General features: G+C 67.8%; 19 protein-coding genes. 3 read left to right on the forward strand and 16 right to left on the reverse strand.

The genetic code is table 11. The features are described from left to right. Positions 1 to 28: 28 nt before the first annotated feature. The 8 genes from KF791_11080 to KF791_11115 all read right to left on the reverse strand — a co-directional run bounded on the left by KF791_11080 (position 29) and on the right by KF791_11115 (position 9,939). A complete protein-coding gene (locus KF791_11080; protein MBX3733123.1) occupies positions 29 to 1,393 on the reverse strand; it encodes an HlyD family efflux transporter periplasmic adaptor subunit in 1,365 nt (454 codons plus the stop codon). Further along, positions 1,383 to 3,674, reverse strand: a complete 2,292-nt coding sequence (locus KF791_11085; GenBank protein MBX3733124.1) for an ATP-binding cassette domain-containing protein — start codon at positions 3,672 to 3,674, stop codon at positions 1,383 to 1,385. The genes KF791_11080 and KF791_11085 overlap by 11 nt, the downstream gene beginning before the upstream one ends. A gap of 99 nt (positions 3,675 to 3,773) precedes the next feature. Then, on the reverse strand, positions 3,774 to 4,772 hold the full coding sequence (locus KF791_11090) for a phosphatase PAP2 family protein (protein MBX3733125.1): 999 nt from the start codon (positions 4,770 to 4,772) through the stop codon (positions 3,774 to 3,776). 134 nt (positions 4,773 to 4,906) lie between these two features. After that, a complete protein-coding gene (locus KF791_11095; protein MBX3733126.1) occupies positions 4,907 to 5,467 on the reverse strand; it encodes an SEL1-like repeat protein in 561 nt (186 codons plus the stop codon). Between the two features lie 88 nt (positions 5,468 to 5,555). Beyond that, entirely contained in the window at positions 5,556 to 7,301 is a 1,746-nt protein-coding gene (locus KF791_11100) for a hypothetical protein (protein ID MBX3733127.1), read from the reverse strand. Positions 7,302 to 7,348: 47 nt separating this feature from the next. Then, positions 7,349 to 8,101 (reverse strand): ABC transporter ATP-binding protein, encoded by a 753-nt coding sequence (locus tag KF791_11105; GenBank protein MBX3733128.1) that lies wholly within the window; start codon positions 8,099 to 8,101, stop codon positions 7,349 to 7,351. Continuing rightward, positions 8,098 to 8,922, reverse strand: a complete 825-nt coding sequence (locus KF791_11110) for a hypothetical protein (protein ID MBX3733129.1) — start codon at positions 8,920 to 8,922, stop codon at positions 8,098 to 8,100. The genes KF791_11105 and KF791_11110 overlap by 4 nt, the downstream gene beginning before the upstream one ends. A gap of 39 nt (positions 8,923 to 8,961) precedes the next feature. Next, positions 8,962 to 9,939 carry a LysM peptidoglycan-binding domain-containing protein gene (locus tag KF791_11115; protein MBX3733130.1) on the reverse strand — a complete coding sequence of 326 codons (978 nt, stop codon included), beginning with the start codon at positions 9,937 to 9,939 and terminating at the stop codon, positions 8,962 to 8,964. A 77-nt stretch (positions 9,940 to 10,016) separates the two neighbouring features. On the opposite strand from KF791_11115, the gene KF791_11120 reads away from it, so the two are divergent. Together KF791_11120 and KF791_11125 are read left to right on the forward strand one after the other, a co-directional pair. Further along, on the forward strand, positions 10,017 to 10,922 hold the full coding sequence (locus KF791_11120; protein ID MBX3733131.1) for a prepilin-type N-terminal cleavage/methylation domain-containing protein: 906 nt from the start codon (positions 10,017 to 10,019) through the stop codon (positions 10,920 to 10,922). A 27-nt stretch (positions 10,923 to 10,949) separates the two neighbouring features. Continuing rightward, the gene (locus KF791_11125) at positions 10,950 to 11,603 is read left to right on the forward strand and encodes a hypothetical protein (protein MBX3733132.1); all 654 of its coding nucleotides are present in this window, start codon (positions 10,950 to 10,952) and stop codon (positions 11,601 to 11,603) included. 20 nt (positions 11,604 to 11,623) lie between these two features. Here KF791_11125 and KF791_11130 read toward each other — a convergent pair whose 3' ends face one another. The 7 genes from KF791_11130 to KF791_11160 form a co-directional block, all read right to left on the reverse strand. After that, positions 11,624 to 13,282 carry a tetratricopeptide repeat protein gene (locus tag KF791_11130; GenBank protein ID MBX3733133.1) on the reverse strand — a complete coding sequence of 553 codons (1,659 nt, stop codon included), beginning with the start codon at positions 13,280 to 13,282 and terminating at the stop codon, positions 11,624 to 11,626. A gap of 74 nt (positions 13,283 to 13,356) precedes the next feature. Continuing rightward, entirely contained in the window at positions 13,357 to 13,458 is a 102-nt protein-coding gene (locus tag KF791_11135; GenBank protein ID MBX3733134.1) for an AURKAIP1/COX24 domain-containing protein, read from the reverse strand. Positions 13,459 to 13,488: 30 nt separating this feature from the next. Next, positions 13,489 to 14,400, reverse strand: a complete 912-nt coding sequence (locus tag KF791_11140; protein ID MBX3733135.1) for an ATP phosphoribosyltransferase — start codon at positions 14,398 to 14,400, stop codon at positions 13,489 to 13,491. An 86-nt stretch (positions 14,401 to 14,486) separates the two neighbouring features. Next, complete coding sequence (locus tag KF791_11145; GenBank protein ID MBX3733136.1) at positions 14,487 to 14,651, reverse strand: hypothetical protein; 165 nt, start codon at positions 14,649 to 14,651, stop codon at positions 14,487 to 14,489. 815 nt (positions 14,652 to 15,466) lie between these two features. After that, positions 15,467 to 15,829: an aspartate 1-decarboxylase gene (locus KF791_11150; GenBank protein MBX3733137.1), complete on the reverse strand. Its 363-nt coding sequence runs from the start codon at positions 15,827 to 15,829 to the stop codon at positions 15,467 to 15,469. Positions 15,830 to 16,252: 423 nt separating this feature from the next. Then, entirely contained in the window at positions 16,253 to 17,107 is an 855-nt protein-coding gene (locus KF791_11155; protein MBX3733138.1) for a CPBP family intramembrane metalloprotease, read from the reverse strand. Next, positions 17,104 to 17,709: a winged helix-turn-helix transcriptional regulator gene (locus KF791_11160; GenBank protein ID MBX3733139.1), complete on the reverse strand. Its 606-nt coding sequence runs from the start codon at positions 17,707 to 17,709 to the stop codon at positions 17,104 to 17,106. The genes KF791_11155 and KF791_11160 overlap by 4 nt, the downstream gene beginning before the upstream one ends. Here KF791_11160 and KF791_11165 point away from each other — a divergent pair. Beyond that, entirely contained in the window at positions 17,708 to 18,367 is a 660-nt protein-coding gene (locus tag KF791_11165; GenBank protein ID MBX3733140.1) for a phosphatase PAP2 family protein, read from the forward strand. The two genes, KF791_11160 and KF791_11165, sit on opposite strands and share 2 nt — an antisense overlap. Before the next feature lie 629 nt (positions 18,368 to 18,996). Here KF791_11165 and KF791_11170 read toward each other — a convergent pair. Then, the gene (locus tag KF791_11170; GenBank protein MBX3733141.1) at positions 18,997 to 20,175 is read right to left on the reverse strand and encodes a transposase family protein; all 1,179 of its coding nucleotides are present in this window, start codon (positions 20,173 to 20,175) and stop codon (positions 18,997 to 18,999) included. Between the last annotated feature and the right edge of the window lie 101 nt (positions 20,176 to 20,276).

The raw sequence follows: 20,276 nt of genomic DNA on the forward strand, positions 1-20,276 counted from the left end.
GCGGCGGCAACCATGACGGGGAACGATCTCACCGCAGTCGCAGGGTGCCCGCGTTCGGACTCTCCTGCGCCGGACTGGCGGGAAAGCCGTTCAGACGCCGCCAGACTTCATACCAGAACGGCACGCGGGCCGCGAGCACCCACCCCTGCGCCCGGACCCCCTGTCGAAGCACACGGCCGTCCGGCCACGACTCCAGTTGCTCGACGCCGTCCACCACCACCTTGTCGGGATTCGGGGCGACCACGACGCGGAACTTGCCCTTGCCGTCGTCCGTCGGGTCCACAAAGACCACTTCACCGCCGAAGGTGCCGCGCGGGGCCCGGAACGGCCCAAGCACCGCCACGGCCGGCCAGCCCTCAAACTGCACGCGGACGTCGCTTCCGGGCATCACCGTACCGTCGGGAAGCACGTCCCGGGCGTGGGCCAGGGGCATGTCATTTCCATCCAGCCAGATTTCGATCATCCGGCTTTCCGTTTCGGGGATGATGACACAAATGGGCGACCCGGGACGCAGGTAGGTGCCCGGAGTGGCCTGAAGCGCGAGCACGATGCCGTCGCGCGGCGCCTCGACCACCTGTCGCCGCGCCTGGGCGAGCTGGATCTGCAACTGTCCAACCTGCAGGTCGGCGGCCGCCAGCTCCGCCTCGGCGCTGTCGCGGAGCGATTTGGTGTTGGCGATCGTGCCGCCGATGGAGGCCTCCTGCAGCGTCAGGTTGGCCCGTGCTGCCGCCAGGTCGGCCGCGGTGCTCTTTTGAGACAGCACGGCCAGCTCGTAGTCCTGCTCCGATGCCAGGCCCCGCTTGTCGCGAAACAGCTCCCGGATCCGCTGGAACCTCAGCTCGGCCGTCTCGGCGGCGATGGCAGCCGCGTTGATCCGCTCGTTGGCTGCCGCCACCGCGGCTTGAAGCGAAGCCTCCTGTTGAAGGATCTGCGCGGACAATTCGTTCGTGCGGCTGGCCAGGGAACGCCGCCGGCGCTCGGCGTCCGCCAGCTGCCGCTCCAGGTTGGCCACCAGGTTGGGATCGTTGTCCTCCAGCTCGATCAGGACGTCCCCGGCCTTCACCCGCTGGCCTTCCACGATGTGCGACTTGCGCACCACCCCCGGCACCCGCGCCTCGACATTGATGCGTCGCTCCAGCGGATCGTAGGCGATCACTTTCCCGGTCCCCGTGACCGACTGCTGCCACGGCATGAACGCCACCAGCACAAGCGCCGTCACAATGGCCAGCGGAAGGGTCCGGTGGATCCAGTCCAGATTGCGCGTCGGGTCCACCAGCAGCATTGCCGGCACGCGCTCGACCGACTCGTGCAACGGAAGCGCCGAGTGGATGCGGTCCCGGACCGCTTCCGGCGCCCGGACCGCGACGGCTTCGGGTTGGAGTTTAGTGGTCATGGGATCCACGCGGAGTTTTCCCCTCATTTCCCGCAGGCGGCTCCAAGGTGATGCGGTTGTCGAACCGGCGGATGACATCCGGATCGCGGGTCACGACCAGCAGGGTCCACGGACGCCGCGGGTCGCACAGGTAGTCCAGGATCAAGTCAATTTCCTCCAGTTCGAACCCGTCGAGGGTGGTGTCGAGCATCAGCAACCTGGGGCGCGCCACGATGGCGCGGGCCAGCAGCACCTGGCGTCGCTCGGTACCGGACATCGAGTGGCCCAGGAGGGAAATCGGCTCGTGAATTCCCTGGGGCAGGCGCTGAACCTTCCGGAGCAGATCCACGGCCTCCAGCGCCTCGCGAACCTCCGCCAGACCGACCTCATCGTTCCCAAGCCGGATGTTCTCGTAGAGCGTGCCATCGAAGATCTCGTCGTCCCCATGCACCCGGGCCACCTGGCGCCGCAACTCCCTGCGGTTCCAGTGCCGCAGATCGAGTCCATCGAGGTCCAGATGCCCCGAGGCGGGTTCCCGGAGGCCATAGATCAGGTCAATGAGCGTGGTGCTGCCACTGGACGACGGGGCCACGATGGCGACCCGGGCGCCCGGGGTGAGGTGCAGATGGACTCCCCGCAGCACCGGGCGGTGCGGGAGGTACTCGAAATGCAGGTCGCGGACCACCAGCTCGGCGCCCCGTGGAGAGCGTGGAGGGGCCGAGGTTCCGGCATTGGATTCCACCTTCAGGTCCACCAGGTGCCCGACCTTGTCCACGGCGGTCAGGCAGTCATAGGCCGTCTCCAACTGCTTCCAGAACTTGGAAACGGCCCGGAGGGTCGCCGTGAGGATCAACTGGCTGGCGACCAGCTGACCCAGGGACAGCTGCCCGTTGAGCACCAGCAACCCACCCCAGCCCAGCAACACCACGGCCGCGGTGACCTCCAGTCCGAGCAGACCGATCACCTGACGGAACAGCACCCGAAAATGGGCCTGCCGTGCCTGAAGGTACAATCGGGCCAGCTCATCGGTGCGGTCGCAGGCCAGCTGGGTCCCCCCCGGGGCCTTGAACACGGTCGAGAACATGGCGACCTGCTGCAGCCAGCCCGCGGTCGCATACTTGATGCGGGACTCCTCGATGCTCGTCCACACGCCCCGGCGGCCCAGCCCCCAGATCACGGCGATGACCAGGACCAGCAGCCCCGCGTCAAACCAGAACAGCGACCAGGAGTAGAACGCCAGCAGGATGGATCCGACGAGGAAGGTCAGCGCCACGTCCAGTCCATCGAGCAGCAGTTGGGCGGCGGCCTTCTGCAGGGTCATGATGTCAAAGAAGCGGTTCGTCAGTTCCGGACCGTGATGCCGGTCAAATTCGGACTGCCGGACCCGGGGCAGCCGCATGGCGAAATCAGCGGTGAAGCGGACGAAGATCCGGCGCTGGAGGCGCTCAATCAGGGTGAACGCGAGGGCCCGCACGAAGGCGTGCAACGCGAGAAACACGGCGAGAACGATGGTCAGGACCACCAGCGCCTGGACGTACACCCGCTGCTGTCCGCCGAAACTGATGTTGCTCACCAGGGCATCCGCCGCCAGCGGCACGGTGAGATACAGCATCCCGGTCACCACCGCATAGCCCACCAGACTCCAAAGATCGCGCCACTCGAGCCGCGACAGGGCGAGGATGCGGGGAAACGGGGACGGGTGGCCGGCGGGACCGTGGCCGCCGGATCCGTGCCCATGGCCGCCCCCGCCCGCGCCGGCGGCACCGCCCGGGGGGCCGCCGGAGGACGGAGACGGGGATGCCGACAGCGGCTGGGCCGGCAGGTCGCGCTCGACGGCCAGGCAGGTGAACAGCGTGTCCGTCCCTCCGCCAAGTTCCCGCGCCAGCACGCGCACGCGCGCAACCACCGGATCGTCCTCCAGGCCGCCCACCCGCACCTTGGACCAGCCGCGGCGCTGGAGGGTCAGGTACCTCGGAACCCCATCGCGGATCTGGACGATGGCCATGGGACGGTCGTCCCGGGCATGGTGCACCACCTCCCGGAGCGGCATCCGCACCGGTGTTCCCCGCATCCCGCACGCCTCCACCACCCGCAACAGGCAGAGAAACGGCTCATCCTCGTCATCGCAGGGGACTTCCCCGGGACGCGGCAACACCTGTCGGGCGACGGAACGGATTTCCCCGGGATCCACCTCGATGCCACACGCGAGCGCCAACTGCGTCACCGCTCCCGCAAGACGGCCCACCCCCGCCTCGTGACGGTCCCCGCCAGCCGCCGTGACCGGTTGCAGTGTGATTTCCATGGATAAGCTTCAAGGAGGGCGCCGTCGGCAGTCCGGTGGGCCCCGGAAGCGGCCCGGCAACCCTCGGAGCGGCTGCCATGACCAGGACCGGACCCAAGTTCATTCGAAACCAGATCCGGCGGCGATTGATTTTATTGCTGATTCCGGCTGTGGCAAATCGGGCTGATCCCGTGCTGCAGGACGATCCCACCGATGGAACAAACCGCTCCCCACGGGGATCAGCACCGCGGCGGCGAGAAGCCCTGCCGGAACATCCAGCGCATAATGGTAGCGGCAATACACCGTCGAGACGCAGAGCAGGATCACCAGCGTCCCGTGGACCCAGCGCCAGGGCCGCAGATGACGCCAGGTGAACCAGAGCGTGGTCACGGCGATGGCGACATGGCTGCTGGGGAAGGCGGCACTGAGGGCCTCAAAATTCCGGTAAATGAAGGCCATCAGCTGGAAGAAGGGCCCATGGATGACCGTCTCGGGATACGCGGGCAGCGGCAGGTCCGGATGGCGCCAGGCGTACCAGTCACGTTCCGGGGTCGGCCGGAAAAGCAACCGGGGACCGATCACCGGCACCACCATGTACAGGAGGTAGCAGGCGTAGAAGACGAACGAGACCACGGCGATGAACTGACGAAAAACCGGCGGGTTCCGGACGAGGAACAGGAGCGCCAGCCCGGCGATCATGAGGTAGTAGCTCGCGTACGAGGCATACATCAGTTCGCTCACCCAAACGGAGGGAAATGCGTCCATGAGGCGCACGCTCGGCTGCCCCCCGAACACGCGGTCCTCCCATCGGAGCAACACCGGGTCGAGCCGTGGCCAGCCCAGCAGGCGATTGACCAGTTCCGTCTCCCGGAAGAACGCGGTGTACAGGAGGATTGGATAAATCTCCCGCAGGAAGCGAAGCCCACGGCCGGCCCGCCCTGAGGCCTCCCGGGCCACCAACCCATGGATGGCCAGCATCACCACCCCGTGACCCGCGACCAGCCACCCTGCCCCGGGAGGCGCCTGCCGATGCAGCCATCCCACCACGGCCGCCACCACAACCAGGAACCCCTGTGTGGACCAATCCACGAACCGGTAGGCGCGGAAGGTGCGGCCCATGGACGCACGCCACCGCGAAACTCCCTGGGGGTCGGATCGGAACCCTCGGATCATCGGCCGCGAAAGGACGCGGAGGACGTGCCGGTCAACGGGGCGGGCGGGATTCGGGCACCGGACGCAGAACCTCTGACCGGTCAGGGTTTGGCGACCGCCGGCACCGCCGCCGCTGCCGGCACCGTCACCGGCTTCGGCACAGGGTCCGGAGCATCCTCCTCAGCCTGCTCCGTGGCCTCCGCAGGATCGGCGATGGCGCCGTCCGACTCCGGTTCGGGATGCTCGGCAAGCCATGCCGCGGCCTCCTCGTTGCCCCGCTCGGCGGCCAGGGAATACAACCGCCGGGCCTCCACCGGATCTGCGGGGACGCCGTTCCCCTCCTCCATGCGCTTGGCCAGATCAAAGGCCGCATCGGCGGAGCCGTCCTCGATCCGTTGCTTCAGGAACGCCACCACCCGTTCGTCCACCGCCGCCTGGGCCGCGGCGCTCCGGGGAACCGGTGCCGCCGGCGCGGGGGTTGCAACGCGGTAGGGGACGGCCGGAGCGGGGGCGGGACGTGGCGGCGCCTGGGTCGCGCCGCCGGTGGCCTTGTCGAGGGACTGCCGGATGCGGCCGACGGACTGCGCATCTGCCGGAGGGGTGGCGAGCAGCAGCAGGGCCATTGAGACGAGGGAAGGCGGGAGGAGGCGCGTCGTCTTCATGGGGGTAAGAACGCATGAGACCCGACTCTTGGCCAGTGTTTCCGGGAGTTCTCCGGGGTCCCGCCCGCCCCGGGTTCCCGGCATCCGCTCACAATTCGGTGGCCGCCACCCGCCTGAGGCCGAGCCGGAGCGGCAACCATCCCGCCAGGGCGCTCAACAGCAGGAATGCCGTCCAGGCCACCGCCGCCCGGCCCGGGGCGAAGCCCTCCATGGTATCCGGACGCCATCCCCACGGGCTTCCGACCGCAAGCAACACCACCGAAACGACGATGTAGAGGAAGCTCAACACGAGGCAGAACGTGCCCCCGAAGCCGCTCACGATCTTCCCCGGGTTGGTCTCGCGGAAGTTGGGGTAGAGAGCGCCCAGGCCCACGGCGATGCCGTTCAGGGTGAAGGTCATCACCGTGACCGTGACCCCGAAGAACAGCAACTGGGGCCACTCCAGGCCAAGCATCGAGCAGGACAGCAGGGTGAGCCCCAGGGTGACGACCAGCGTCGCGCCGCCGGCCAGCCAGAACTTCAGGCGCACGACGCGGACGAGTCCGATCGGCGCGAGTCCCACGACCCAGACCCGCTTGCCCTCGAGCGAAAACTGGGGAAACACAAATCGCGTGGTGAGGGTGGCGAGGTTGAGGGCGCAGGCACCGAGGTTGAGGTAGCTCACCAGGGAGATCCAGAAGGGGGAGTCGAGCTGCCTGGTGAAATGGCGCAGGTTGATGATGTACACCGCGAGCAGGCCGAACAGAACCAGGGTCTGGCCCCACTGGGTGGTGTCCCGCCAGAAGACCCGGAGGTCCTTGGACACCAGCGCCTGCACGTCCGGCGGCAGCACGCCGCGCCAGCCCAGCAACCGCTCGAGCACCGGACGCGGCCAGGCGGGGGCCCGTCGGGATGGCCCCGCGCGCGGCCGGGGCAGCCATCGGGAGAACAGGCCGCCGCGGCTGTGTACGGTGCTGGTCGCCTCGTAGAACGGGGGGCCGAGGTATTGGGCCGCCAGGGTGCCGAAGAACAGCACATGGCTCAGGAGCACGAGGGCGAAGAACACCGCGGTACGCACCGTCCCCTCGCTCCAATTCTGGACACTGGCGCTCAACCAGTAGCTGGGGAGCAGCGGGAACTGGGCAAAGCGCGTGTTGTCGAGCAGCCGGTCAATCACCGCGAGCACCCGGGTCTCGAGCATCTCGTCGGTGATCGGTTCCGGACGCAGCCGGAAGAACATCAGGCCCACCACGGCGGTCATTCCCACCAGCAGGAGCACCTGGAAGCCCCGGCGGTCGAGGAACCGAGCCACGGCAACCGCCAGCCAGCATCCGGCGATGCCTGGCAGCATCACGAACAGCGCGATCATCACCAGCACGCCGGGGTAGAACATCCAGCCCACCCGCTGGACGAGCCCGTACGCGGCAAGCAGCGGGGCGATGAGGAACACGAAAGCCCAGGAGGCCAGCAGCGTGGATTCGATCAGCTTCCACTGGAGCACCGTGCGATAGGGGATCGGCAGGGTGAGCAGGAACGCCGTCTCGCGGTTTCGGAAGAGGTTGGTGTAGCCGATGACCAGGTTGGAGAGCAGCAGCAGGGCGAACAGGAAGGCGAAGAGCAGATACAGCAACCGCTCCACCAGCAGCCCGCCAAGCCCGGGAAAGCGGGAGAGGAACCGCAGGCCGGCATAGAACAGGGTGAACGCCAGTGCGAGATAGCCGGCGAGGAACACACCGACCATTCCCAGGAGCAGCCACGACTGCTCCCGGAGCGCCAGGACACGCCGCCACGCCGAGCGCAACGCCACCCCGACGATCAGCCGGAGGGCGCCGGGGGAGTCCACGGAGGCGGTCATGGGCACAAGGAGGGCGGCGGCAGGAGTCGCGAGTCAGGCGTCAGGCGTCAGGCGGGCGGACCCGCCGGCAGGCTCTCCGGTTCATCTTCGGTGATCGCCAGGAACGCCGCCTCGAGGGCCACGTCGGCTCCGGAGCGCATCCGGATTTCCGCCGGCGGCCCGACCGCCAGCAACCGGCCGCGGTGGATGATGCCGACGCGGTCTGCGAGTTCCTCGGCAACCGGAATCTGGTGGGTGCTGAGGAAGACCGTCATGCCCGCCCGCGACCGTTCCCGCAGCAGATCCTTGACCACACGCGCATGATGCGGGTCGAGGCCCACCATGGGCTCGTCAATCACGAACACCTCCGGACCGTGCAGCAGCGCGCTGGCGATGGCCACCCGCTGGCGGGTGCCGTGGCTGAGGCCCTCGATGGGCTTCTCCAGCCATTCGCCCAAGTGGAACCGGACGATCAATTCCTCCGAAGCCGCCCGGATCGCCGGCTCGCTCATGCGGAAGAGCCGTCCGGTGAAGCGGAGAAATTCCCACGGCGTGAGCTTGTCGTACAGGAACGGAAAGTCGGGCACGTAGCTCAGCCGGGCCCGGGCCTCCAGGGGCTGCGACTGCACATCGAATCCAGCCACCCGCACCGTCCCGGAATCCGGTCGGATCAGGCCGACGATCATCTTGATGAGGGTCGTCTTGCCGGCGGCATTCGGCCCGAGCACGCAAAAGAATTCCCCGCGAGGAATGGTCAACGAGACGCCGTCCACCGCGCGCACGTCCCCAAAGTGCTTCACCAGTTCCTTGAACTCGATCACGGCGCCCCTCCAGTCGGGCGGACTCCGGTCCATGGCAGCGCTTCGTTGACGAGCATCAACTGATCCGGAAGCCGCACCTGCAGCACCTCACCCGCCCGGCTGAGGTCCACCACGATCTCATGGCGGTCCAACGCCACCACCCGGATGCGAAACACGCGCATCCGGTTGCGTCCCACCTGAAGCCAGTCGTTCCGCGCCTCCCACCGGACCGCCTGACGCCACTGGTCCGGCTGCATCCGGGTCAGTCCGGACGTGACAACCTCCGGAACGAACGCCGCATACGGTCCCAGCAGCGGGCCCAACTGGCGGACATCGCGGGGCGAAAACCATTGCTCCCAGGAGTTCCGGCCCTCCTCAAACCGGAGCCGGATGCGATCGTCACCGGCCTTCGCCGAAATCTCCCAGGTGGCCGGCCGCTGAAAGAGTCGCACGGAGAACTCCTTCCAGGTGCGATTCGTGTCGAGTTCGGCATGCAACAGCACCCGCCAGCGGTCCGAGGGGGTGCTTCCGGTGAGATTCAGGTCCAGGTCCAGGCTGTAGCCGACGGCGATCACCATGCCCTCCAACGCCGCCGCACCCCGCGGCCGGGCGTCGGTGGCCTCCAGCACGCTCGGCACCCAGCGGAGCACGCCCAGGGTTTCCCCACGATGCCGCACCAGGAGCACCGAGGCGTCCGGCGCACTCAGGAGCCGGTCCATGACGGTGTCCAGCGGCACCTGGGACAACCCCTCACGGCCGCGCCCGAACTCCGAGCGCCAGAGCAGGAGGTTCATGATCACCCAGAAGAGGGCCACCACGACGGTCAGCATCCGCGGGATCATGTCACGAGGGCGGGATCACCCCGCAGCCGGGGGCCGGGTTCACGGATTGGGCACATTGACGACCTGGCCGGGGCGCATCCGGTTCGGGTTCAACCCGGGATTGGCCGCCATGAATGCCTGGGTGCTGATCCCGGCGCGGCGCGCGATGGCCGCAGGGGTGTCGCCGCTGCGCACCACGTAGGCCCGCATGCGGGATGCGGGGCGGGCGGGCGGGCGGGTCGCCGAAGGACGCGGCGGCGTGACCGCCTGGCGGGACGATGGAGCGGGCGACGGGGTGGACGACGGAGAAGGCGTCTGCGGGCTCCGCACGGAGGGTGACGGGGAGGGCGACTGCAGACTCCGTACCGCGCGCGACGGGGCGGGCGTTTGGGCCGACGGGGCGGAGGCGGACGGTCCGCGAACCACCGGGCCTCGCGGCGGCTCCGGATCCGCGCGCTGCCGCACCGAGGGTGCCGGAGCCGGGTCTGCGACCAGTGCAGGCGGGGCCGTCGCCTGCGCGGGGGGCGCGGCCCGCTGGCCGGCGTCCTTGAGACGGCCGATCTCGTCGCGCAGCTTGGCGATCGCATCGTCCCTCTCCGCCAACCGGCGCCGCAGGTCCGCGATCGTCGCGTCGGTCTGCCGCTGGCCGATCCGGTCGCTGAATTCCACCGCAAGGTTGAAGTCGCAGGACTCGATCATCTGGTGCAGGGCGCTTTCCGCAGGCTGGCCCCGTTCCTCGCGAAGCCGCGCACACCGGCGGTAATGGTACGCGGCGCTCGTGAAGTCCCCGGTCTTGAAGAACAGCCCGGCGATGGCCAGATGTGCGTGGTAGTTCGACGGATTGACGTGCAGCGCGCGCTCAAAGCTCTGAATCGCTCGGTTGGTGTTGTTCTGCAGCTGGTAGTTCACGCCCTCGAGATAGTTCGCCTCCAGCGCCTCGTTGCGATTCCCCGCCCCCCAACGGTCACATCCTCCCCACGCCAGCATCGCCGCCAGCATCAGGAACACCCCCGGCCACCTCGCCAATCCGCACGTCACCGCACCAAGGTTGGGATTGCGGGGGCGGCCGTCAACGCAACCCCGGCAAATGGAATACGCTTTACGCACGTAAACAAATGCTCCATGCTCTTCCCGTGATGAGCACCCAAGATCCGCCTCCCGGACGCGCACGCCCCATCGGCACCGTCCGCACGGGCTTCACCCTTATCGAACTCCTGGTGGTCATCGCCATCATCGGGATCCTGGCGAGCATGATGCTGCCGTCGCTGGCCGGTGCCAAACAACGCGGGAAGATTATTTTGTGCATCAACAACCTGCGTCAGGTCGGTCTCGCGATCCAGATGTACGCCGACGACCATCGGCAGCGGTTTCCGCCGGCCTCGGTGGTCCAGGTGGATCCGCTCACGGGTCTGCCGATGGATCCGATCCCGCGCGGGACGCTCCAGGCGCTTGGCGGGCGCGAGCCGATCAACGCGACCTGCTACCCGAACGCGCGGTCGCGTCCGCTCTGGCCCTACATCAAGCCGTCCGACGTCTTCCGGTGTCCGGACGACCGCGGCCAGAAAATCCTCCCGTGCAGTCCCGAGTGCGGACCGGACTTCAGCCCGTCCAACTTCAAGGTGCTGGGCATGAGCTACCAGTACAACGGCGGGTCGCCGCTCGTGCTCTCCGGCGGGGGATTTCTTGCATGGAACAACGCCCCGGTGCTTCCCGCCACGCTGGCCGGGCAGTCCGAGGGTTGGGTGCCCGATCCGTCGCGGTTCATCCTGATGCACGAGCCGCCAGCCCGCATCTATGGCTGCCTGGACACCGGACCCCGCTGGTACCAGTGGCATTTCGCGGCGGCGGGTCCCGCGGAGTTTGTGAACCCGCGCACGGCGCCCGGACGGTTCGTGTCGCCTGTGCTGTTCGTGGACGGCCACACCCGTCAGCACAACTTCACCCGGGCCCTCACCACCGACCCGCTGCATCCGTACGAGGAAACGGCGGACTGGATGTGGTACAAGGGACCTGACAGGTGACCCGGCTCCCGGTACAAGTCGCTCCCGATGGCTGAACCTGAACCGCGTCCGGACGCCACGCCGGCACCCACCGAAGGCAATCGCCCGGCCGCACCCGCCGCACCCGCGACACCCACCGCACCGCTCCGGGTCCCGACGGGCGGGCTGCCTCAGGTGCATGCGGCGCTCGCGACGGCGCTGGGAGAGGCCGGCCTGGGCGGCCAGGAATTGCACGCCCTGTTCGCCTCCGGGATCCGGGCGGTGTGTGTCGGCTGCAGCCTTCCGGTCACCGGGGCGGAATTGGGGGAGCTCGCCGTGGTCGGCGATTCCGGATCCCATCGCGACCTGCCTGCAAAACTTGAGCGGTTGAGGCTCGGGTTTTGTCCGCGCAACGGCTGCGAGGCGCGCTTCTTCCATGTCGAAATCACCGGCCCCGGGCGCTTCGATCGCGAGCAGGTGCTCCGCCGTGCCGGAGATCTTCTTTCAGGCCGGGGCGACCGCCCGGCCATGCTTCGGGTGCCAACGGTCTCGACCGAAACCCGGCGGGCCGGCCGCCGCCTCATCCTGATTGCGCTCGGCACATCCCTGGCCGCCTTCGTGATCTATCGGGCCACCTTTTATCGAAGCCAGCCCATTCCGTTCATCCAGCCCAAATCCCCGTACGCCATCGAGCCGCAGTCCCTCGAGACCCACCCTCGCTGACCGGCCGGGAGCCGGGACGTTCACGGTCGCTCCAGCTTCTTGCGGACGTCGTCGCTGGCCTCAACCCCCAGGGATTTTTCCCAGGCCGCCCGGGCTTCGTCCGGACGCCCCAGCGCCTCCAGCACGTCGCCCAGGTGATCGTACACGGTGGCATCGGGCTCCGGCAGGAACTGCACCGCCTTCTCCATCCAGGGCAATGCCTCCGCGGGCCGCTCCAGCTTGAACAGCACCCAGCCGAGGCTGTCGAGGTACGCCGGATTCTCCGGATCGGCCGCCACGGCCCGCTCGATGAGCTGCAGGGCCTCGTCGAGGTTCTCGCCGCGTTCCGCCCAGAGATACCCCAGGTGATTCTGCGCCTCGTCAAAGTCCGGATCTACCTCCAGCGCCCGGCGCAGATAGCGGATCGCCTCCGGAGTGGCCCCGGCCCGCTCCAGTGCGGCGCCCGCCTGGAAATAAAACCGGTGATCCGGCGGTTCGGTCTTCAGGGCAAGTGCCTCCGCCTCGGCAAAGGCCTGAAGCGCGGCTTCGACATCGGGAACGCGGGTCTCAGCCACCCCGAGCAGCAGCACGACCCGGTGGGATTCCGGAAACCGGACCCGTGCGCGCTTCAAAAGGTCCAAAGCGGTCTCCGTCTGGCCGCGGTTCATCTGGACCGCCGCCAGGTCGGCATACGCCGGTTCGAAGTCCGGATTCACCGCAATGGCCCGCTCGAACTTCCGGACCGCTTCGTCCACATTGCGTTCGTCGAGATCCAGGATGGCCAGGAAGTACCACGGAAAATGGGAGGTCGGGTTGAACCGGCTCAACAATTCAAGCGACTCGCGGGCCTCCTTGAGGCGCCCGTCGCGGATCATGAGTTCCGCAAGATTGGCGGCAACAGCCGGGTCCCGCGGGAGCTGCCTCGCCGCCTGCTGGAACATGGCCTCGGCGGCGGTGGCATCCCCGAGGTCCATCCAGGCGCGTCCCAGCCGCAGCAGCAGCGCCGGATCGGTGGTCCCCAGGGCGGTGGCCCGATCCAACGCCTGACGCCGCCCCAGTACCGCCCGCTCGCGCGCGTCCGGGGACCTTGCGGCCAGCCATGCAAAGAGATCCCCGGTCGCCAGCCAGTGGGCCGGCACCTCACTCGACACCTGCAGCGAGGACTCCACCAGCGCGACGGCCCGGTTCGTCTGTCCCTCGGCCAGATGGAGCTCGGCCAGCTCCTGGTACGGGGCCAGCAGGGTGGGCGTTGACCGGATGGCGTCCGCAAAGGCCGCCATCGCCTCGTTGGTCCGTCCGACGCGCCGCAGGGTGACGGCCAGCAGCGTCTTGGACACCCCGCTGGTCCCCGGCTGCGCGGCGGTGCGCTGAAGCACGGCGAGGGCCTCGGGGAACTGGTTGCGTTGCAGGTAGAACCCGGCCACCTCGGTCGCCAGCGGCTCATTCGAGGGGTCAAATTCAGTGGCCCGGACGAACTGCGCAAACGCCGCCTCGGGTTCCTCCCGCTCCTGCAGCAACACCCCGGCGGCGTAGGCCGCATGGGCCTTCACCCGCTGCTCCAGCACCGCATCGGACTCCGTGCCGGGCGCATCGCCGGACGGCGACTTCCCTCCACGGCCATCGCGGGTGGTCTGGCACCCCGTGAGGAGCAGGAGCGTGACCAGAAGCCCCGACAGGGGCAGCCAGCGCCGGCGGACCATACGACAACAGGACCGAAATCGCCCCCGGGACCGGGGGAGGCACCGACAGGGCGCCCGCAATCACGGGCGACCGGCTACTTCTGCCAGGTGCGCTTCTTGTGGCGGTTTTGACGCAGTTTCTTGCGCCGCTTGTGTTTGTTGATCTTGGCCTTGCGGCGCTTCTTGAGTGAACCCATACGATGAAAACCCTGAGCAACGGACGGTGGTCAATAAACCACCTTGTTTAGCGGATATTCAATGATGCCCTCCGCTCCGGCCGCCTTGAGCTGCGGAATGATCTCCCGAACGACGGCCTCGTTGATGATCGTTTCCACGGCCACCCACCCGGCTTGACTCAGCCCCGACACCGTGGGAGTACGCAACGCAGGGAGGGATTGCAACAAGTTTGGCAGATCCCGCTCACGGATGTTCAGCTTGAGGCCCACCTTGGCCTCGGCCTCGATGGCCCCGCGGAGCAGGAGGGCGAGCGTCTCGATTTTGTGCCGCTTCCACGGTTCCCGCCACGCGTCCCGGTTGGCAATCAGGCGTGGCGTGCTCTCCAGCAGCGTCTCGACAATCCGCAGTTTGTTGGCCCGCAACGACGATCCCGTTTCCGTGACCTCGACGATGGCGTCCACCAGTTCGCGCGCCTTCACCTCGGTGGCTCCCCAGGAGAACTCGACCTCGGCGCGGACCCCGTGCTTCTTGAGCCAGCGCCGCGTCAGGCCGGTCACCTCGGTCGCGATCCGCCGTCCCTCGAGGTCCTTCACCGACCGGATCGCGGACTCTTCGGGCACCGCCAGCACCCAGCGGGTGGGCTGGCGCGACACCTTGCTGAACAGAAATTCCCCGACTTCATGCACCTGGCTCTGGTTCTCCATGATCCAGTCGTGGCCGGTGATCCCGGCATCGAGGTAGCCGAGTTCCACGTACCGGCTGATTTCCTGCGCACGGATCAGGCGGATCGCGAGCTCCGGGTCGTCCACATACGGCTCATAACTGCGGCTGGACACCGTGACGTTCCACCCCGCCTTGGCCAGTTTCTCCAGGGTGGCATCCTGCAGGGATCCCTTGGGCAAACCCAGCTTCAACCGGGGGGATTCCGGAGGCGGTGACGCTTTGGCAGGCTTTTTTGCCATGACGGAGTGGGGAGCGGGCGGCGGAGGACGGCTTTGGAGCCTTCCCGAAGTTCTGCGGATGGCCGGACGCCATCCGGCGCCCGGTCTCAGTGCGGTTCCGTCAGGCAACCCCACTTGATCAGCATGCCGAGGTACACGAGGAACCCCACCACCAGCAGCCAGATCCCCTGCCCCTTGGTCGCCATCACGACGCCCGCGGCGCCGAGCACCGTCCAGAACAGGAAAAACAGTGTTGTCTTGATTCCTTGCACAGGTCGGCACCATACGAACAGGCCGCGCCAGTGACAAGGACAACGCGGGCAACGCGGGCGGGCAACGAAGCCCGGGCGCATCTCCATTTCTTGGATGAGGCGGAAAAGTCTCCCGGTCCAGGGACTCCCGTATGAAGAGAGCCACGATCCAAACCGGGTGGGGCGAGTTTTCAACGTCCGCGCAACCGCAGCCCAGGCCTGTGCAGACCTCACCCGCGTACGGCTCCGCAGGTGTTGCCCCACCAACTCCTCCGCCACCCCGGCCCCACACCCCCGGTGGAGCCTCCCGGCGAGCCGTGCGCGTGTGGGGTTCCCACGAGGTCCGCTCGCGGTTGCACGTACGGCGCGGCAGGAGCCTCGCCCTACCGAGTCGGGAGGTCATGGCTCCAATACCGGTGGGCCTCCCGGCGAGCCGTGCGCGTGTGGAGTTCCCACGAGGTCCGCTCGCGGTTCCGCGTACGGCGCGGCAGGAGCCTTGCCCTACCGAGTCGGGAGGTCATGGCTCCAATACCGGTGGGGCCTCCCGGCGAGCCGTGCGCATGTGGCGTTCCCACGAGGTCCGCTCGCGGTTGCACGTACGGCGCGGCAGGAGCCTTGCCCCACCGAGTCGAGAGGTCATGGCTCCAATACCGGTGGGGCGAGCCTCCCGGCGAGCCGTGCGCATGTGGCGTTCCCACGAGGTCCGCTCGCGGTTCCGCGCACGGCGCGGCAGGAGCCTTGCCCCACCGAGTCGAGAGGTCATGGCTCCAATACCGGTGGGGCGGAGATCCCTCTGAGCCGTCCCCCCATGGACTCCCCACAGCCCGGGCAACTCCTCAAGTACCCCGTTCGTTCACCACCCTGTTCCCCTCACCAAGGACGATCACCCGGGGCTCCCACCCGGCAGCGGCCGCCACCTTCACCTGGGTGAACGCCATGATGGTGACCCGATCCCCCGGCCGGCCGAGGTGGGCGACCGCTCCGTTCAATTCAATGGCACCCGACCCCGCGGGTCCCCGGATCACATAGGTCTCCCATCGGGCCCCATTGGACATGTTGCTGCACAGGATTCGCTCAAAGGGGACCAGCCCGGCGGCGGCGATGAGGGTTTCGTCAATGGTCAGGCTGCCCTCGTACTCAACGCTGGCAGCGGTGACGGTGGCCTTGTGGATCTTGGACTTGAGCAGGTGGACCAGCATGCGGAGGCGTCCGAAGGGGGACCGGGTGAACCCGGTCCCGGCGCAACGCGACCCGCGGACCATAGGCAACGCGGTTTCGGGCACAATCCTTCCTTTGCTGCGCGTCGGACAGCGGACGCGCATCCGTCACAAATGACCTGTCCCCATGTGGGCCCCCCCGGTGGTCCAATGCGTCACAAATGACCTGTCCCCATGTGTGTGAGTCCCCCCCGGTGGGGCAACTTCGGCTCACCAACACCAATACGAAGGTCCTCCTGAGCCGCCCATGGAGTCCCCACACGATCAGCCTGCCGTTCCGCGTACGGCGCGGCGGGAGCCTTGCCCCACCCGGTTGCCCGTGGAGAGTCACAGTTAGCCTGTCCCCATGTGCGGACCCGTCCCCATGTGCGAACCCAAGCTTCCGATACGTCCCGCGAACCCCGCTCAACGCCCCAGCATCGAGTCAAGAGCACCCATCTGGTCGGCAACCCGGATCAGGGCAAAGGAGGTGGCATCGAAAAATCCATGGGCCAGCACAGCCACCCACAGCGAGCGGTGGAAAACAAGAATGGCCCCAAGTCCCATCCCCAAAACGGCCGTCAGGCCCACGCCACCCCATCCCTGCGGCAAATGGCCAAACCCGAAGATCAACGCCGCCACACCGATCGCCCACAGGCGCGGTCCCAACGCCCGGGGATCCCCGGGATGCAACCGCAGGATGCCGGCGATGACCACAGCCCGCCACAACTCCTCCCGCAACCCCGCCACAAGAAAGCTGACCAGGGTCATGGTCAGCAGCAGGTAGACGGGTTGCCGCAGCGCGGCGGGATCGAGCAGATGCTCGACCTGCGGTCGGACACCGTCGAGCGCGTCCAGCGGACGCCCCTTCAGGCTCAGCACCGCGGCGGCAATGCCCAGGGCCGCGAGCGCCACACCGGCGAGACCGATCCGGAGGGTCACTGAATGTGCCATTCCCAGGAGCCACTCGCGGAGTCGCGGGCCGCCCGAAGCATGCAGCTCGCATCTCGTGGGACGGCCGATCAGCCAGGTCAGCACAAAGAGAACTCCAAAAATCCCCAGATTTTCCGCGCACACCGCCAGCAATCCCGAGGTCGTCCGCGGCAGTGCCGTTCCCGAAACGGCCGCCGCTCCCTGGATTCCCCGGGCGCTGATCACACCCACCGCCAGCGGGTAGGCGCCGACCACCAGCAGCATGAGCACGGTCCGCCAACGCGGCACCTCCACCGGAGCGGCGGGTGCCGGGTGCCCGTCGAGGATGGGCGGCGGCACGTCGCTCATCGCCGGGGACGCGACGGTTCCCCGGCGGCGCGACGGCAGGCGGCGGCCACCTGATCCAGTTGCTCGAGAAACCGCTCCCGTTCGGCCTCTGGCAACACCGCCAGCACCTCGGTCTGGAGGGCGACCGCGATGGAGCGGACCCCTTCATACACCCGGTCTCCTGCGGGAAGCATGCGGATCCGGTAGGCCCGGCCGTCCGATTCATGGGGACGCCGCTCAACCCATCCGGAGACTTCCATGCGCTCCAGCAGGGACGCCACGGTGTTGGGATCACTGGACATCGCCGTGGTGAGGTCACGCTGGGTCATCCCTGAGGGATCCCCTTCGCGCAGCGACCTCATGGCGGTGAACTGGTCCGGCGTCACCCCGGTGTGAAGGATGCGCCGGCGAAAGGCCTGGTTCAGTCCATACCACGCGCGCCGCAGGAGGGGCGGCAGGCGGCGGCGCCCGGGGGAGTCGAGCGGCAGGGGGACCAGGGGGTTGGCGTCAGCCACAATGCACGCGGTACCTACCGCCGATGGCCCCACATGCCAAGCCCGCGGAAATCCCGGCAGCAAATCCCGCTGGCCACTCAGGCCCGGATTGGGAACCTCCCGCGCCATGGCCTCAAAGAACGCCTCAACCAAGCCACCACGCCGTCCGTTGGCCGGTTGGCGCCCTTCCTTCTGGCGCGCGTGGACCGCCGCGCTCGTTCTCCTCGTCCTGCTGTTTTGGGCCGCGTCCCAACAGCGACGGTTCCCCTTCGACCTCGGGCTCACTCGAACCCTTCAGGCGTGGAATCCCTCGGGGCGTGCCTGGGCTCAATACGTCACCAACTCCGCCAAGCCCCCGGTTGCCCTCGGCCTGCTGGCCCTCGTGTCCGTCGCGGCATGGCGGATCGGCGGCCTGCGGGCCGCCGGCATCCCGCCCATCGCCTACGCGGCGGTCCTGGCGCTCGACCCGCTCCTGAAGCGATGGATCGCGCGGCCGCGTCCATCTGCGGACCTGGTCCAGGTGGCCGGCAGTGCCGCCGGCAACGGCTGTCCATCCACCTTCGCCCTCATTTACGCCGCGACCTTCGGCGCCGTGATCCTCGTGGCGGCGCTCCGGATGCGTCCGCCGCGGCGCTGGTGGATCGTGGGCGGCGGCGTCCTGATCCTGGTCATCGGCGGCAGTGCCCGCGTGGTGCTCGGGGGCCACTGGCCGAGCGACATCCTCCTTTCCTACGGCCTGGGCGCGCTCCTGCTCACCGGAATCGCGCGCCTTCTCGGGGTCCGGTGAATGGTAGGGATGGGCTCCTGCACGTCCCAAACTTCCTCCACCAGGCGCGGGGAGGCGCTGCGGGGATCGGGGGAAGCGCCGGGATTCCGGGACTTCCCACGTTCCCCGTCGCACGTCCACAGGCGCCACGGAATGGGTCAGGGTCGCGGGTGGAACGCGACCCTAACAACTGCTGGTAGGGATGGGCTCCCGCACGTCCCACACTTCCTCCGCCTGGCGCGTGGAGGCGTTGCAGGGATCGGGGGAAGCGCCACGGTGCCGGGACTTCCCACGTTCCCCGTCGCGCGTCCACAGGCGCCACGGAATGGGTCAGGGTCGCGGGTGAAACGCGACCCTACCAAGTGCTGGGATGGGCTCCCGCACGTCCCAAACTTCCTCCGCCTGGCGCGGGGAGGCGTTGCAGGGATCGGGGGAAGCGCCGGGGTGCCGGGGCTTCCCACGTTCCCCGTCGCACGTCCACAGGCGCCACGGAATGGGTCAGGGTCGCGGGTGGAACGCGACCCTGCCAACTGCTGGTAGGGAGATGAACGTCCTGTCCCCGCCGCCTTGGGGGAAACGGGCCACCAATCTCGGGCTCGACAATGACCACGGTTCCAACGGTACTCGACGACCGCGACCACCAAAAACCATCAGCCCCCGAAAGGAAACCCGACACCATGGGACAACAAAAAGCTCCAGGCACACCTGTCAGCCGCTACCGCGAAGAAATGCGCAAGAAGCCGGGCGCGATTGGCATGCTGCTCGAAGGCGACTCCTGGTTCGCCTTTCCGATGTTTCTCCGGACGAACATCGTGAACGAGCTGAAGTCCACATTCGCATCCGGGATCGTACAACTGGATCTCTCGGGGAACGGAGCGGAGGCCCGGGAAATGCTCTGCGGGAAGCCGTTCAGCCGGTTGTTCAAGACCATGGCCGGCGAGCGCCTCCAATTCGACTGCGTGCTGTTCAGCGGGGGCGGCAATGACATCGTGGCCGACAACCTGCCGTCCCTGCTCAACAAGTACGAAACGGGAATGACCTGGGAGGACTGCCTGCATCTCGCGCGGTTCAACCGGCGGCTGCTGCAGATTGAGTTCGCCTACCGGGACCTGGCAGATCTTCGCGACGACCATCAGGCCGGCGCGTGGATCTTCACCCATGCCTACGACTATGCGATTCCGTCGGGCAAAGGCGTCCGGATCCTCGGGCTGCCGGTTGCCGGCGGGTGGGTGAAGAAGGTGATGGATTCCTTTGCAATTCCGGCCCCGCTGCAGCGGGCGATTCTCGACCACATGCTGGCCCGGTTCGACGACCTGATGATCAAACTGGAGCAGGAACTCCCCCGCTGGCGGCACGTCCGAACGCAGGGCGCGCTGGCGGAGGCCGACTGGCAGGACGAACTCCACCCAACCACCGGTGGCTTCAAGAAGATCGCCGCCCGGTTCACCGACCAATCGCGCCACCTCGTTGACCGCCATGGCGGTGCGGGACAGCAGGACCATCAAGGCTTCCATCAAGAGGGTGAAGCCGCTGTCCGGGCGGGCCCACGGCACCGGGATGAGCCCAACCCCCTCGGGATCGCTCACCCGGGGCACCCGGGCGTGCAGGTGGCACTCGAACTGGAAGAAGTTCATGTGCCGCCAGCTCTTGCGGGCCGTGTCATGGACCGGCGAGGGCTGGGAGGTGATGGGATGGAGGAAACGGGTGCCGAGCTTGAAATCCAGCTCCAGATCCAGCCGTCGGGCCCTCGGGTCCAGGCGGACCTCCTTCACGAACCACCGGGTGCCATCGAGTCCGAGCGCCAGGGAGAAGAGCTGCGTGTCTTGCATGCCGCGGCAGTCTGCGCGAAGGGATGGCTTGGGTCAGCTCCTTCGGAACTCCGCACCGTCGGGGCGTGGCCAGGGCCGGGGGCGGTCGGCCCTCAAGGTAT

The organism is Verrucomicrobiia bacterium, assembly GCA_019634635.1.
Classification (GTDB): Bacteria; Verrucomicrobiota; Verrucomicrobiia; order Limisphaerales; family UBA9464; genus UBA9464.

Excerpts from the sequence above, each read along its gene's own strand:
- KF791_11120 (MBX3733131.1), top strand. The coding sequence starts at position 10,017 with ATGCTCCATGCTCTTCCCGTGATGAGCACCCAAGATCCGCCTCCCGGA.
- KF791_11085 (MBX3733124.1), bottom strand. The coding sequence starts at position 3,674 with ATGGAAATCACACTGCAACCGGTCACGGCGGCTGGCGGGGACCGTCAC.
- KF791_11125 (MBX3733132.1), top strand. The coding sequence starts at position 10,950 with ATGGCTGAACCTGAACCGCGTCCGGACGCCACGCCGGCACCCACCGAA.
- KF791_11110 (MBX3733129.1), bottom strand. The coding sequence starts at position 8,922 with ATGATCCCGCGGATGCTGACCGTCGTGGTGGCCCTCTTCTGGGTGATC.
- KF791_11150 (MBX3733137.1), bottom strand. The coding sequence starts at position 15,829 with ATGCTGGTCCACCTGCTCAAGTCCAAGATCCACAAGGCCACCGTCACC.
- KF791_11170 (MBX3733141.1), bottom strand. The coding sequence starts at position 20,175 with ATGCAAGACACGCAGCTCTTCTCCCTGGCGCTCGGACTCGATGGCACC.
- KF791_11095 (MBX3733126.1), bottom strand. The coding sequence starts at position 5,467 with ATGAAGACGACGCGCCTCCTCCCGCCTTCCCTCGTCTCAATGGCCCTG.
- KF791_11130 (MBX3733133.1), bottom strand. The coding sequence starts at position 13,282 with ATGGTCCGCCGGCGCTGGCTGCCCCTGTCGGGGCTTCTGGTCACGCTC.
- KF791_11135 (MBX3733134.1), bottom strand. The coding sequence starts at position 13,458 with ATGGGTTCACTCAAGAAGCGCCGCAAGGCCAAGATCAACAAACACAAG.
- KF791_11165 (MBX3733140.1), top strand. The coding sequence starts at position 17,708 with ATGGCCTCAAAGAACGCCTCAACCAAGCCACCACGCCGTCCGTTGGCC.
- KF791_11080 (MBX3733123.1), bottom strand. The coding sequence starts at position 1,393 with ATGACCACTAAACTCCAACCCGAAGCCGTCGCGGTCCGGGCGCCGGAA.
- KF791_11160 (MBX3733139.1), bottom strand. The coding sequence starts at position 17,709 with ATGGCGCGGGAGGTTCCCAATCCGGGCCTGAGTGGCCAGCGGGATTTG.
- KF791_11140 (MBX3733135.1), bottom strand. The coding sequence starts at position 14,400 with ATGGCAAAAAAGCCTGCCAAAGCGTCACCGCCTCCGGAATCCCCCCGG.
- KF791_11155 (MBX3733138.1), bottom strand. The coding sequence starts at position 17,107 with ATGAGCGACGTGCCGCCGCCCATCCTCGACGGGCACCCGGCACCCGCC.
- KF791_11090 (MBX3733125.1), bottom strand. The coding sequence starts at position 4,772 with ATGGGCCGCACCTTCCGCGCCTACCGGTTCGTGGATTGGTCCACACAG.
- KF791_11100 (MBX3733127.1), bottom strand. The coding sequence starts at position 7,301 with ATGACCGCCTCCGTGGACTCCCCCGGCGCCCTCCGGCTGATCGTCGGG.